Origin of the sequence: Geodermatophilus amargosae (genome assembly GCF_900116515.1) — a bacterium.
Taxonomy (GTDB): Bacteria; Actinomycetota; Actinomycetes; order Mycobacteriales; family Geodermatophilaceae; genus Geodermatophilus; species Geodermatophilus amargosae.
Genome location: NZ_FPBA01000002.1, coordinates 202,573 through 215,594, shown reverse-complemented (window position 1 = coordinate 215,594; position 13,022 = coordinate 202,573). Strand labels below are relative to the sequence as shown.

Genomic DNA, 13,022 nt, shown 5'->3' with positions numbered 1-13,022 from the left:
GCGGCCCCGGGCTGGGAGGATGGGCCTGCATCCGCACCACGACGCAGGAGACCCCATGACCCGCATCGTCATCATCGGCGGCGGCCCGGCCGGGTACGAGGCCGCGCTCGTGGCCGCCTCGCTCGGCGCGCAGGTCACCGTCGTCGAACGCGACGGCCTCGGTGGGGCCAGCGTCCTGACCGACTGCGTGCCCTCGAAGACCCTCATCGCCGCCGCCGGCACGATGACCTCCGTCCGCGACTCCAGCGTCCTGGGCCTGCGCGGCACGGACCTCGCCACGGTCGGCCTGGACCTCGCCACGGTGAACGCCCGGGTCAAGGGCCTGGCCGTGGCGCAGTCGGCCGACATTCACGCCCGCCTGGAGGCCGAGGGCGTGCGCCTCCTCTCCGGCCAGGGCCGGCTCGCCGACGCCGTCCGCGGGCTGGTCGAGCACCGTGTGGAGGTCCTCGGCCGCGACGGCGACGTGCGGGAGACGCTCGAGTGCGACGTCGTCCTCATCGCCACCGGGGCCGACCCCCGCGTGCTGCCCGGCAGCGAGCCCGACGGCGAGCGCATCCTCGACTGGCGCCAGCTCTACGAGCTCGACGACCTGCCCGAGCACCTCGTGGTCATCGGGTCGGGCGTCACCGGTGCGGAGTTCGCCTCCGGCTACCTGGAGGCCGGTGTCCCGGTCACGCTGGTGTCCTCCCGCGACCAGGTGCTGCCCGGCGAGGACGCCGACGCCGCCGAGGTCCTCGAGGAGGTCTTCCAGTGCCGCGGCGGGCGGATCGCCGAGCGCAGCCGGGCCGCGGGCGTCACCCGCACCGAGAAGGGCGTGCTGGTCGAGCTCACCGACGGGCGCACCGTCGAGGGCTCGCACGCGCTCATGACCGTGGGCACCGTGCCGAACACCGCCGGGCTCAACCTCGAGGCGTGCGGCGTGGAGCTGCGGGAGTCCGGCCACGTCGTCGTCGACCGGGTCTCGCGCACCAACGTGCCGGGGATCTACGCCGCCGGCGACGTCACCGGCGTCTTCCAGCTCGCCAGCGTCGCGGCCATGCAGGGCCGGATCGCCATGTGGCACGCCCTCGGCGAGGCCGTGCAGCCGATCCGGCTCAAGACCGTGTCGGCCAACGTCTTCACCCACCCGGAGATCGCCACGGTCGGCGTGCAGGAGAAGACGCTGCCCGAGGGCCACGACCTCGACGTCGTCCGGCTGCCGCTGGCCACCAACGCGCGGGCCAAGATGAGCGACCTGCACGCCGGCTTCGTGAAGCTCTTCGCCCGCCGGGCCACCGGTGTCGTCGTCGGCGGGGTGGTCGTGGCGCCCGGCGCCAGCGAGCTGATCCTGCCGATCGCCCTGGCGGTCACCAAGGGCCTCACCGTCAGCGACCTCGCACAGACCTTCGCCATCTATCCCTCGATGTCGGGCTCGATCACCGAGGCCGGCCGGAGGCTGATGAGGGCAGACGCGCTCGCCTGACGGGTGTGACGCCCGGGGCGGGCGGGACGGGGCTGCCGGGACGCCTGTGACGGCTGGAACGGGCGGGTTCCCGGCTGGTGCACCCGGGACGCCGGGCCGCCGATGCCGGGAGGGATGCACGCCTCCCGAGTCCTGTCGCGGTCCCTGTCACGGACGCTGGCCCTCACCGGTGCCGTCGTCGCGCTGTGCGCCGGCCCGGTGGCCGTGGCGCACGCCGAGGACGCCGCCACCACCGTGGTCGGGGAACTGGTGCGGGCCTGGCCGGAGACCTCGCCCGAGGGCCAGCACGCGGGGGAGTCGCACGAGCAGCCGCTGACCTTCGTCGAGGGCGCCGACGGCACCTCGGTGCGGGTCCCGACCGCCGCGGTCGAGGGCATCGACGTCGGCAGCACCGTCGAGGTGACCGTCGGCGGCACCGCTACCGACAGCGCCGACGACCAGGCCGCCGCGGACGGCTACGAGCCCGCGCTCGAGGTGCTCGACACGCAGGTCGTGCGGGCCGCCCGGCCGGGCACCACCGTGCCCGCCGGCTCGGTCACCAACCAGGTCACCGTCGCGATGGTGGCGCCGCTGGGCGGGGTCCCGGACGGGACCGGGCTGGCCGACGTCGTCGACACGGTCAACGACGACGTCGCGGCGTTCTGGTCCGAGCAGACCGGCGGCGCGGTGACCGTCGGCGTGACCGCCGCGCACGACTGGATGACCACCGCCGCCGGCTGCGCCGACCCCACCGCGCTGTGGGACGAGGTCGCCGCGCGGGTGGGCTTCGTGCCCGGCCCCGGCCGTCACCTCCTGCTCTACGTCAGCAGCCGGCCGCGGGACCTGCCCGGCTGTTCCTACGCCCTCGGCCAGGTCGGCACCGGGATCGCGTCGGGCGGGCGGCTCTACGTCCGCGACGACCTCGCCTCGCTCATCGCCCACGAGCTCGGTCACAACTTCGGCCTCGGTCACTCGAGCGGCCTGCAGTGCGACGGCACGGTCGAGGGCGGCACCTGCCGCACCGCCGCCTACCGCGACTTCTACGACGTCATGGGCGTCTCCTGGGACCGCGCCGGCACGCTGACCGCCGCTCAAGCCGACCGGCTCGGCGTGCTGCCCGCCGCGGCCACGCAGACCGCCGGCACCGGGACGACGACGGCCACGCTCGCGCCCGTCAGCGGCGGCACCGGCACCCGCGCGCTGCGCGTGACCGGCGCGGCCGGCACCGACTACTGGCTCGAGTACCGCACCGCCGTCGGCCGGGACGCCTGGCTGGCCTCGGACAACCGCTACCGGCTCGACAGCGGCGTGCTGCTGCACCGCGCCGGCGACCTGCCCGACACCTCGCTGCTGCTCGACGGCAGCCCGTCGGCGGCCGGTGCCTGGGAGGCCGACCTGCAGACCGCGCTGCGGCCGGGCGTGCCGGTGACCGTGGCCGGCGGCGAGCTCACCGTCACCGTCGACGCCGTCACGCCGGCCGGTGCCACGGTCACCGTCGTCCGCACGTCCCCGGCGGCCGCCGTCCCCGCCCCGGCTCCGGCCGCCCCGGCGCCGGCGGTCCTGCCGGGCACCGGCCGCACCGCTGCCGGCCCGGCGCCCGCCGTCGCCCCGGCCGCGCCGTCGGTCCCCGCCGCGGCGGCTCCGGTCGGCCCCGTCCCCGCGGCCGGGGACCCGGCCCCGATGGCCGCCGCGCCGGTGGAGGCGGCCGCCACGGAGCCGGCCGGCAGCAGCTGGACCACCCCGGCACTGGCCGCCGGCGGCGTCGTCGGCCTGGGCGGGACCGTGCTGGCCGGCAAGCGGGTCCTCCCGCTCCTGCGCCGCGGCTGACTCCCCCTGTCGGAGGGTGCGGTCCCGGCCCGGACCAGCCGATGAGGGAGCAGTGCCGCTCGTCGACGGCCCCTGACCAGGAGAAGTCCGTGCACCTCGCCACCCGCCCGCGGTCCCTCGCCGCCAGGTCCTTCGCCGCCAGGTCCTTCGCCGCCATGGCCCTCACCGCCGTCCTCGTCGCCCTGCTGGGGACAGGGCCGGCCAGCGCCGACGACGAGCCCGCCGACGACGAGCCCGCCGTCGGCGACACCGTCGTCGGCGAGCTGGTCCAGGCGTGGGCCGAGCACGCGGACGCCGACGAGGCGGCCGCGCACGCCGACGACGCGCTGCTCAGCTGGGTCAGCGCCGAGGACGGCAGCAGCGTCCGGGTGGACAGCGAGGGCGTCGCCGACGTCCCGGTCGGCGCCACCGTCGAGGTCACCCTCGGGGCCGAGGTGCCCGACGAGCCCGGGACGGCGGGGAGCCAGGAGCCGGCCCGTGAGGTCCTCGACGCCGACGTCGTCGCCCCTGCGGAGACCGTCCCGCCGGCGCCGGCCTCGGCGCCGTACACCAACGAGGTGACCGTCGTGCGGGTCGTCCCCAGCGGCCTGTCCCCGGACGGCACCACCGTGCAGCAGCTGGTCGACCAGGTGAACGGGCCGGTCGCCGACTTCTGGGAGACGCAGAGCGACGGCGCGGTGCGCGTCCACGCCACCGCCGGCCCGGAGGAGTGGATCACCAGCACCGCGGTCTGCGACTCGTCGTCGGCGCTGTGGAACGACGTCGACCGGCAGCTGACGGAGTGGACCCCCGGGCCCGGCAAGCACCTGCTGCTCTACGTCCCCGGCTACGACCTTGGCATGCCGGACTGTGCGTTCGGCCTGGCGCAGGTCGGCGCCTCGCGCGGCGCCGGCGGGTCGCTCTACGTCCGCGCCGTCGAGACCCCGGTGATCGCCCACGAGCTCGGCCACAACTTCGGCCTGGGCCACTCGTCGGCGCTGCAGTGCGACGCGTCGCCGGAGACGGCGCCGTGCGAGACCGACTCCTACGCGGACTTCTACGACGTCATGGGCTACTCGTAGGGGGAGCTCGGCTCGCTCAACGCGCCGCAGGCCGCCCGGCTGGGTCTGCTGCCCCCCTCGGCGCAGGTGGCGGTCAGCTCCTCGGCGCCCGGCGGCACCTGGACCCTGGCCCCGCTGGGCGGCCGGACCGGCACCCGGGTGCTGGCGCTGACCGCCGCCGACGGCGCCCGCTACTGGGTCGAGTACCGGACCGCCGTCGGCCAGGACGACTGGCTCGGCGCCCCCGACCGCAACTGGGTGGAGGTGGAGCCCGGCGTCCTGGTGCACAGGACGGGGCCGGGTCCGCGCAGTGACACGTCGCTGCTGCTCGACGGCACGCCGTCGCCCGTGGCGCAGTGGGACGCCGACTTCCAGACGGTGCTGCCGGCGGGGGGACGGGTCACGCTGGGCGGGTCGCTCACCGTCAGCGTGGTGAGCACCTCGGGCACCGGTGCGACCGTCTCGGTCGCGACGCCGGCCGACGGCCCGGTCGCCGACACGCCGATCACCGTCCTGTGGCGCTCCCTGGGCGGGAACGGCGGCTGGCTCGGCGCGCCCGTGTCGGCGGAGGTGTGCGGGCTGCGCGACGGTGGCTGCCGCCAAGACTTCGCCAACGGCTCGGTCTACTGGTCGTCCGCGACGGGGGCGCAGCCGGTGAACGGCGCCCTGCGCAGCCGGTGGGGCCAGCTCGGCGCCGAGACCGGCTACCTGGGTTACCCGGTGGGTGCGGCGGTGTGCGGGCTGCGGGACGGCGGGTGCGGGCAGGTCTTCCAGGGCGGGGCGGTCTACTGGTCGGCCGCCTCCGGCGCGCAGGCGGTGAACGGCGCGATCCGCAGCCGGCACGCCTCGCTGGGCTACGAGAACGGGTTCCTCGGGTACCCGGTGGGTGCGGCGGTGTGCGGGCTGCGCGACGGCGGGTGCGGGCAGGTCTTCCAGGGCGGGGCGGTCTACTGGTCGGCCGCCTCCGGCGCGCAGCCGGTCAACGGCGCCATCGGCGCCAAGTGGGCGTCGATGGGCTGGGAGTACGGCTTCCTCGGGTACCCCGTGGGCCAGTCCCTGTGCGGGGCGTACGCCGGCGGCTGCCTCCAGCAGTTCCAGACCGGGTGGATGTACTGGCACCCGGCCACCGGTGCGCACACCGTCCGGGGGGCGATCGGGCAGGCCTGGGAGTCCGCCCGTTCGACGCGCGGCCTCGGGTACCCGACGACCGACGAGCTCTGCGGACTGCGCGGCGGCGGCTGCTACCAGCACTTCCAGAACGGGTCGGTCTTCTGGTCACCGGCCACGGGCGCGCACACGGTCAACGGGGCGATCCGCGCCGTCTGGGAGCAGACGGGCCGGGAGAACGGCTTCCTCGGGTACCCGTGGGGAGGCCCGTCCACCGCGCGGCAGACCGGGACGTCCTCCAGGTCTTCCAGGGCGGGTCGCTGCGCTGGATCGCCGCGACAGGGCAGGTCCAGGTCACCCGCTAGCGACCGCGGCGCCGGCGACCGGGAGCCCCCCGGTCGCCGGCGCCGGACTCACTCGGTGGCCGCGTCGGCGATGGTGCAGAGCACCGCACCGCTGGTGACGGTGGCGCCGACCTCGGCCGACAGGCCGGTCACGGTGCCCGCCTTGTGCGCGGTGATCGGCTGCTCCATCTTCATCGCCTCGAGGACGACGACGAGGTCGCCGGCCTGCACCGAGGCGCCCTCCTCGACGGCGACCTTGACGATCGTGCCCTGCATCGGCGAGGTCAGGGAGTCCCCGGACGCCCCGGAGCCGCCGTGCCCGGACCCCCGCTTGCGGGGCTTGGCCCCACCGGCGGCCGGCGCCGCACCGCCACCAGCCGCCAGCCCCGCGGGCAGCGAGACCTCCAGCCGACGGCCGCCGACCTCGACGACGACGGTCTGCCGCGGGGCCTCCTCGTCGGCCCCGGCCGACGCGGCGGAGTACGGCGGGACCTGGTTGTCCCACTCGGTCTCGATCCAGCGGGTGTGCACGGTGAACGGCTCGCTGGTGAAGGCCTCGTCGCGGACGATGGCGCGGTGGAACGGGACGACCGTCGGCATGCCCTCGACGACGAGCTCGTCCAGGGCGCGGCGGGCGCGCTGCAGCGCCTCCTCGCGGCTGGCGCCGGTGACGATCAGCTTGGCCAGCATGGAGTCGAACGCGCCGGCCACCTCGCCGCCGGTCTCGACCCCGGAGTCCCAGCGCACGCCGGGGCCCTGCGGGATCTCCAGGCGGTCGACCGGGCCGGGTGTCGGCATGAAGTTGCGGCCGGCGTCCTCGGCGTTGATCCGGAACTCGATGCTGTGCCCGCGCGGGGCCGGGTCCTCGGTGATCTCCAGCGGCAGGCCCTCGGCGATGCGGAACTGCTGGCGGACGAGGTCGATGCCGCTGGTCTCCTCGCTGACCGGGTGCTCCACCTGCAGGCGGGTGTTGACCTCGAGGAAGGAGATCGAGCCGTCGGTGCCCACGAGGTACTCGACGGTGCCGGCGCCGTGGTAGCCGGCCTCCCTGCAGATGGCCTTGGCCGACTCGTGGATGCGCGCCCGCTGCTCGTCGGTGAGGAACGGCGCCGGGGCCTCCTCGACCAGCTTCTGGTTGCGCCGCTGCAGCGAGCAGTCGCGGGTGCCGACGACGATCACGTTGCCGTGCGTGTCGGCCAGGACCTGCGCCTCGACGTGCCGCGGCTTGTCGAGGAACCGCTCGACGAAGCACTCGCCGCGGCCGAACGCGGCGACGGCCTCGCGGACGGCGGAGTCGAACAGCTCCGGGATCTCCTCCTCGGTGCGGGCGACCTTCAGCCCGCGCCCGCCACCGCCGAAAGCGGCCTTGATGGCCACCGGCAGGCCGTGCTCGCGGGCGAAGGCGAGCACCTCGTCGGCGCCGCCGACCGGGTCCTTGGTGCCGGGCACCAGCGGCGCGCCGGCCTTGGTGGCAATGTGCCGGGCGGCGACCTTGTCGCCGAGGTCGATGATCGCCTGGGGAGAGGGGCCGATCCAGGTCAGCCCGGCGTCGAGGACGGCCTGGGCGAAAACGGCGTTCTCCGACAGGAAGCCGTAGCCGGGGTGGACGGCGTCGGCGCCGGAGCGCTTGGCGGCGTCGAGGATCTTGTCGATGACCAGGTAGGAGTCGCCGGGAGTGGTCCCGCCGAGGGCGAAGGCCTCGTCAGCGGTGCGGACGTGCAGTGCGTCCCGGTCGGGCTCGGCGTAGACGGCGACGCTGGTCAGGCCGGCGTCCCTGCACGCGCGGGCGACCCGGACCGCGATCTCCCCGCGGTTGGCGATGAGGACCTTCTGCACCGGACGACTCCCTCGTTCGTGGACCGGTCGGACTGTAGCCAGACGACGGCGGCGCGCTGGCGGCAGGGCCGGACGCGGACCGACGCCCGCCTCCGCTGGAGACGGGCGCCGGAGAGGGCGTGCAGCGGGCTCAGACGCCGGCGGTCTCGGCCTCCGGTGCGGGTCTCGGCGCGAGGGCGCGGGGGCCGACGGCCCGCCGCCACAGCCGAGCACCGCGGCCACGCACGGCGGCCGCGGTCACGTGCTCGGCCGGCACGCGCGGCTCCGGGGCGGCGGCCTCCTCGACGGCCGGTACCTCGATGGCCGGCTCCTCGATCACCGGCTCCTCGACCGGGACGGGCTCGTCCGCGGACACGGGCTCCTGGGCCGGCGCGGGCGGGGGGCCGACGGGCAGCAGGGCGACCATCGCGTCGAGGGCGGCGTCGAGCAGCTCCGCGAGGTCCGCCGCGCGGTCGCCGTCCTGCTCCTCCGCGGGCACGCGCAGGTCGTCGAGGTCGCCGGTGACGGTGCAACCCAGGGCCGCGAGCTCGTCGACGCCGGCGTCCGCGGCGGCCGAGATCCACCCCCGGTCGGCGGCGGGCAGCGTCAGCCGTGCCGACCCCGGGCGGCCGGCCAGGGCGCCGACGGCGAGGCCGTGGGTGATGCGGGAGGCGTACAGCGGCCACTCGACGCCGTAGCCGAGGCGCTCGTTGAGCCGGCGCAGCAGCTCGCTCTCGGCCCGGCCCAGGGACTGGTTGCGCCGGCCGTCGGGCAGGGTGGCCACGGCCGGGTTGACCCCGACGACGGCGGCGAAGCGCTCCCAGAGCAGGCCCGGAGCTGTGCCCTGCGGCGGCACCGTCACCACGTGCACCCGGTCAGCGGGCAGACCGGCGCCCCACCTGCGCAGCACGGCCGGGACGTCGTGGCGCAGCCAGAAGGCCTCGGCGTGGCCCTCGGTGGTGTCGGCGGCCGGCCGCTGCTCGTCGGGCCGGCCCGAGCCGGGGCGCACCATCTCGAGGAAGTCGCCGAACGTCAGGAAGTGCCGGTTCTTGACGTCCTCCTGCCAGACGGCCGGGAGCTGCCGGGCGAGGTCCCGGACGGTGACGATGACGTGCACCTCGGCGAAGTCCAGGTCGGCCAGCGCGCGGGCGGCCTCTTCCTCGTCCAGGTCGCCGAACAGCTCGTGCGAGACGACCGTCGTCCCCTCGTGGGCGCGGGCGGCCTCGACGAGCCGGCCCCAGGCGCCGGCGACGGCAGGGTCGACGTGGCCGTGGAAGCTGCGCTGCCGCGCGTCGAGGACGGCGTGGAAGTGCGCGGCGGGGTGCTCACCCGGGTACAGGACGCCGGCCTCGGCCAGTGCTGTGCGCGACTCCCAGAGCAGCTCCTGCAGGAAGGTGGTCCCCGACTTGGGGGTTCCGACGTGCATCACCACGCGCTGCGTGCTCATGGGTACGGATCGTGACGGGTCGTTCCGCCTCGCCGGGGGTGTCGCGGCCGTGTCGCTCCCCGTCCGTCCCGGTCGTCACACCGGTCCCACACGCAGGTGGGTCAGCGCCGCCAGAGGTCGGTGATGGCCAGGCCGCGCCGGCCCAGCTGCTCGCGCAGCGCCGCCAGGGACAGCCCGACGACGGACGCCGGGTCGCCCTCGACCCGCCGGACGAACGGAGCGCCCAGGCCGTCGAGGGTGAACGCCCCGGCGACCGCCAGCGGCTCGCCGGTGGCGAGGTAGGCCTCGAGCTCGGCGGCCGTCGGCGTGGCGAAGTGCACGACCGTCGAGGTGACGACGACGTCGCGGGCCTCGACCGCCCCGCCGCGCACGTCGAACAGCGCCTGGCCGGTGTGCAGCACGCCCGAGCGGCCCGCCATGCGCCGCCAGCGCTCCCGCACGTCCTGCGCGTCGGCGGGCTTGCCCATCGCCTGGCCGCGGAACTCCAGCAGCGAGTCGGCGCCGACCACCAGGGCGTCGTCCTGCCGCCCCGCCACGGCGGAGGCCTTGGCCGCGGCGAGCAGCGCGACCCGCTCCGCGACCCGCGGCGCGGTCACGACCGACTCGTCGACGTCGCTGACCACGACCTCGGGCGCAAGACCGGCCTGGCGCAGCAGGGCCAGCCGGGCCGGCGACGCCGACGCGAGGACCAGCCTCCGGCTCATGTGAACCGCCCCGATGCGCGCCAGCCGCCGGGTCCGGGCTGCAGCGGACGGCGGTGGGTGTCGGCGTTCGAGGCCCACGCGGCCACCGGGACCGGGCGCCTGCGCGGCGGGCGCTGCGAGAGCGCGGCGACGACGACGGTCAGCGCGGCGAGCTCCTCGGCGGTCGGCTCACCCTTGACCACCCGCAGCAGCGGGCGCTGCGGCCCGCTCACAGCGGGATGTTCCCGTGCTTCTTGGGGGGCAGGGTCTGGCGCTTGTTGGCCAGCAGCCGCAGCGCCTTGGTGACCTGGATCCGTGTCTGCGACGGCAGGACCACCTGGTCGACGAACCCGCGGTCGGCGGCGATGTAGGGGTTGGCGAGGGTGTCCTCGTACTCCGCGATCAGCTCCGCGCGGCGGGCCTCGGGGTCCTCGGCCGCGGCGAGCTCCTTGCGGTAGAGGATCCCGACGGCGCCCTGCGCCCCGACGACGGCGATCTGCGCGGTCGGCCAGGCGAGGTTGACGTCGGCGCCGAGGTGCTTGGAGCCCATGACGTCGTAGGCGCCGCCGTAGGCCTTGCGCGTGATGACGGTGACCTTCGGGACGGTGGCCTCGGCATAGGCGTAGATCAGCTTCGCGCCGCGGCGGATGATCCCCTCCCACTCCTGCGACGTCCCGGGGAGGAAACCGGGGACGTCGACGAAGGTGAGCACCGGGACGTTGAACGCGTCGCAGGTGCGCACGAAGCGGGCGGCCTTCTCGCTGGCGTCGATGTCGAGCGTGCCGGCGAAATGGGTGGGCTGGTTGGCCACCACGCCCACCGGCCGGCCCTCGACCCGGCCGAAGCCGACCAGGATGTTCGGCGCGAACAGCGGCTGCACCTCGAGGAACTCGCCGTCGTCGAGGACGTGCTCGATGACGGTGTGCATGTCGTAGGGCGTGTTCGGCGAGTCCGGGATGAAGGTGTCGAGCTCGCGGTCGGAGTCGGTCACCGCGTCGGGCAGCGTGACGTCGGCCGGGGCGACCTCGACGACCGGCAGCGGGTCGAGGTTGTTGCTGGGCAGGTAGGACAGCAGCGCCTTGACGTAGTCGAGCGCGTCGGTCTCGTCCTCGGCCAGGTAGTGCGCGACGCCGGACTTGGTGTTGTGCGTGCGCGCGCCGCCGAGCTCCTCGAGGGTGACGTCCTCGCCGGTGACGGTCTTCACCACGTCGGGGCCGGTGATGAACATCTGGCTGGTCTTGTCGACCATGACGACGAAGTCGGTGAGCGCGGGGGAGTAGACGTGCCCGCCGGCCGCGGCGCCCATCACCAGCGAGATCTGCGGGACGACACCGGAGGCGTGCACGTTGCGCCGGAAGATCTCGCCGTAGAGGCCGAGGGAGACCACGCCCTCCTGGATGCGCGCGCCGCCGCCCTCGTTGATCCCGATGACCGGGCAGCCGTTGCGGACGGCCATGTCGAGCACCTTGACGATCTTCTCGCCGTAGACCTCGCCGAGGCTGCCGCCGAAGACGGTGACGTCCTGGGAGAAGACGCACACCGGGCGGCCGTCGACGGTCCCGTACCCGGTGACGACGCCGTCGCCGAAGGGGCGCCGGGCGTCCATGCCGAAGTTGCTGGAGCGGTGGCGGGCGAACTCGTCGAGCTCGGTGAACGAGCCCGGGTCCAGCAGCGCCTCGATCCGCTCGCGGGCGGTCATCTTGCCCGCCGCGTGCTGCTTGTCGACGGCACGCTGGGACCCCGCGTGCACGGCCTCCTCGACCCGCCGCTCGAAGTCCGCCAGCTTGCCGGCGGTCGTGTGGACGTCGATGTCACCGGGGACGTGCTCGCCGGCGCTCTCCAGTTCAGCCGCACTCACGGGGCCGTAGCGTAGGCGAGTGCCCGACACGCCCTCCGGCCGCTGGTCCGACCTCGACCGCCCGCCGCTCGACGCCCCGGCGCTGGAGGCAGCCCTGACCCGCGGCAGCCGGCTCTGGCGCTCGCTGGAGGTGGTCCCCGAGGTCGGGTCCACGAACGCCGTCCTCGCCGCTCGTGCGGCCGACGAGGACGCTGCCGAGGGTGCCGTCCTCGTCGCCGAGCACCAGGCCGCCGGCCGCGGCCGCCTCGACCGCACCTGGACCTCCCCGCCGCGCGCCGGGCTGACCGTCTCGGTGCTGCTGCGCCCCGACGTCCCCGCCGCCCGCCGCGGGTGGCTGCCGCTGCTCACCGGCGTCGCGCTGGCCGAGGCCGTCGGGGAGGTCACCGGCGTGCGCACCTCGCTCAAGTGGCCCAACGACCTGCTCGCCGTCGACGGGACGAAGCTGGCCGGGATCCTCGCCGAGGCCACCGGCACCGCGGTCGTCGTCGGGACCGGTCTCAACGTCACCACCCGCACCGACGAGCTGCCGCCCACCGGGTCGTCACTGACGCTGGTCACCGGCGGCCCGGTGGACCGCGGGCCGGTGCTGCTGGCGTTCCTCCGCGCGCTGGAGCGGCGCTACCTGGCCTGGACCGCGGCGCTCGGCGACCCGGTGTCCACCGGCCTGGCCGCCGACTACCTCGCGTGGTGCTCCACGGTGGGCGCGGAGGTGACCGTCACGCTGCCCGACGGCTCGACGCTGGCCGGCACCGCCACCGCCGTCGACTGGGACGGCCGGCTGGTGGTCGACACCGGCGAGGGCACCGTGGAGCTGGCCAGCGGAGACGTGCAGCACGTCCGGACACGCCCCGCCGGAGCCTGACGCGCGGGGCCGGCTCGGTCATCCTGACCGGATGCCCTACCCCGACAAGCTCCTCGCCGACGACGAGGAGGTCGTCGTCCACCTGCACCCGCACTGGACGACGCTGTTCTGGCCGGTCGTCTGGTTCCTCGTCGTCGTGGGGGCCGGCGCCTACACCGCGGCGCTGGTCCCGGCCGGCCGCCAGCAGGGCGTGCTGCGGATGGCGCTGCTCGCCGTCGCGGTGGTCGTGCTCGCCGTCCTCGTCGCGCGGCCGGTGCTGCGCTGGCGGACCACCCACACCGTCGTCACCACCTCACGGCTGCTCGTCCGCACCGGCGTCCTCACGCGGCGGGGGCGCGACGTCCCGCTGTCGCGGATCACCGACGTGTCCTCCCGGCAGACGCTGTGGCAGCGGGTGCTGCGGTCCGGGACGCTGACCGTCGAGACCGCGGGCGACGGCGGCCCGGTCGTGCTCGAGCGCCTGCCCGCCTGCGACGACGTCCAGCAGCTGCTGGTGCAGCTGGTCGAGGAGGACGCCGACGGGGAGCAGCCCGGCGCGATGGCCGTGTTCGGCTCCGGCACCGGTCCGCTGTACCGATGACGGGGGCTCACCGGGGAA

At 75.4% G+C, this 13,022-nt stretch carries 11 protein-coding genes and 1 pseudogene; 6 read left to right on the top strand and 6 right to left on the bottom strand.

Going from position 1 to position 13,022, the window contains the following annotated elements; all coding sequences use genetic code 11:
- The first annotated feature begins 55 nt into the window (after positions 1-55).
- From BM414_RS03625 to BM414_RS31275, 3 genes are all read left to right on the top strand, one after another.
- The gene (locus BM414_RS03625) at positions 56-1,462 is read left to right on the top strand and encodes an NAD(P)H-quinone dehydrogenase (protein ID WP_093578075.1); all 1,407 of its coding nucleotides are present in this window, start codon (positions 56-58) and stop codon (positions 1,460-1,462) included.
- A gap of 114 nt (positions 1,463-1,576) precedes the next feature.
- Positions 1,577-3,268 (top strand): reprolysin-like metallopeptidase, encoded by a 1,692-nt coding sequence (locus BM414_RS03620; protein ID WP_093578074.1) that lies wholly within the window; start codon positions 1,577-1,579, stop codon positions 3,266-3,268.
- 89 nt (positions 3,269-3,357) lie between these two features.
- Complete coding sequence (locus tag BM414_RS31275; protein WP_093578073.1) at positions 3,358-4,329, top strand: reprolysin-like metallopeptidase; 972 nt, start codon at positions 3,358-3,360, stop codon at positions 4,327-4,329.
- A gap of 170 nt (positions 4,330-4,499) precedes the next feature.
- On the opposite strand, the gene BM414_RS30580 is transcribed toward BM414_RS31275, so the two are convergent.
- Complete coding sequence (locus BM414_RS30580; protein WP_245784458.1) at positions 4,500-4,808, bottom strand: hypothetical protein; 309 nt, start codon at positions 4,806-4,808, stop codon at positions 4,500-4,502.
- Between BM414_RS30580 and BM414_RS31715 the strand changes: the two are divergent.
- Positions 4,738-5,646, top strand: a pseudogene (locus tag BM414_RS31715) (LGFP repeat-containing protein); the annotation flags it as partial. The gene BM414_RS30580 and the pseudogene BM414_RS31715 sit on opposite strands and share 71 nt — an antisense overlap.
- 182 nt (positions 5,647-5,828) lie before the next feature.
- Here BM414_RS31715 and BM414_RS03590 read toward each other — a convergent pair.
- The 5 genes from BM414_RS03590 to BM414_RS03570 all read right to left on the bottom strand — a co-directional run bounded on the left by BM414_RS03590 (position 5,829) and on the right by BM414_RS03570 (position 11,562).
- Positions 5,829-7,595, bottom strand: coding sequence for an acetyl/propionyl/methylcrotonyl-CoA carboxylase subunit alpha (locus BM414_RS03590; RefSeq protein ID WP_093578071.1), 1,767 nt, complete (start codon positions 7,593-7,595; stop codon positions 5,829-5,831).
- Positions 7,596-7,725: 130 nt separating this feature from the next.
- Complete coding sequence (locus tag BM414_RS03585) at positions 7,726-9,021, bottom strand: hypothetical protein (RefSeq protein ID WP_093578070.1); 1,296 nt, start codon at positions 9,019-9,021, stop codon at positions 7,726-7,728.
- A gap of 101 nt (positions 9,022-9,122) precedes the next feature.
- Positions 9,123-9,725: a Maf family protein gene (locus BM414_RS03580; protein WP_093578069.1), complete on the bottom strand. Its 603-nt coding sequence runs from the start codon at positions 9,723-9,725 to the stop codon at positions 9,123-9,125.
- Complete coding sequence (locus BM414_RS03575) at positions 9,722-9,937, bottom strand: acyl-CoA carboxylase subunit epsilon (RefSeq protein ID WP_093578068.1); 216 nt, start codon at positions 9,935-9,937, stop codon at positions 9,722-9,724. Before BM414_RS03575 ends, BM414_RS03580 begins: the two co-directional genes overlap by 4 nt.
- Positions 9,934-11,562 (bottom strand): acyl-CoA carboxylase subunit beta, encoded by a 1,629-nt coding sequence (locus BM414_RS03570; RefSeq protein ID WP_093578067.1) that lies wholly within the window; start codon positions 11,560-11,562, stop codon positions 9,934-9,936. The genes BM414_RS03575 and BM414_RS03570 overlap by 4 nt, the downstream gene beginning before the upstream one ends.
- A 19-nt stretch (positions 11,563-11,581) precedes the next feature.
- On the opposite strand from BM414_RS03570, the gene BM414_RS03565 reads away from it, so the two are divergent.
- On the top strand, positions 11,582-12,424 hold the full coding sequence (locus BM414_RS03565) for a biotin--[acetyl-CoA-carboxylase] ligase (RefSeq protein WP_093578066.1): 843 nt from the start codon (positions 11,582-11,584) through the stop codon (positions 12,422-12,424).
- Between the two features lie 31 nt (positions 12,425-12,455).
- Positions 12,456-13,004, top strand: a complete 549-nt coding sequence (locus BM414_RS03560) for a PH domain-containing protein (RefSeq protein ID WP_093578065.1) — start codon at positions 12,456-12,458, stop codon at positions 13,002-13,004.
- The last annotated feature ends 18 nt before the right edge of the window (positions 13,005-13,022 follow it).

Coding starts and splice junctions, on each gene's coding strand:
- BM414_RS03580 (WP_093578069.1), bottom strand. CDS start 9,725: ATGAGCCGGAGGCTGGTCCTCGCGTCGGCGTCGCCGGCCCGGCTGGCC.
- BM414_RS03625 (WP_093578075.1), top strand. CDS start 56: ATGACCCGCATCGTCATCATCGGCGGCGGCCCGGCCGGGTACGAGGCC.
- BM414_RS03620 (WP_093578074.1), top strand. CDS start 1,577: ATGCACGCCTCCCGAGTCCTGTCGCGGTCCCTGTCACGGACGCTGGCC.
- BM414_RS03585 (WP_093578070.1), bottom strand. CDS start 9,021: ATGAGCACGCAGCGCGTGGTGATGCACGTCGGAACCCCCAAGTCGGGG.
- BM414_RS03560 (WP_093578065.1), top strand. CDS start 12,456: ATGCCCTACCCCGACAAGCTCCTCGCCGACGACGAGGAGGTCGTCGTC.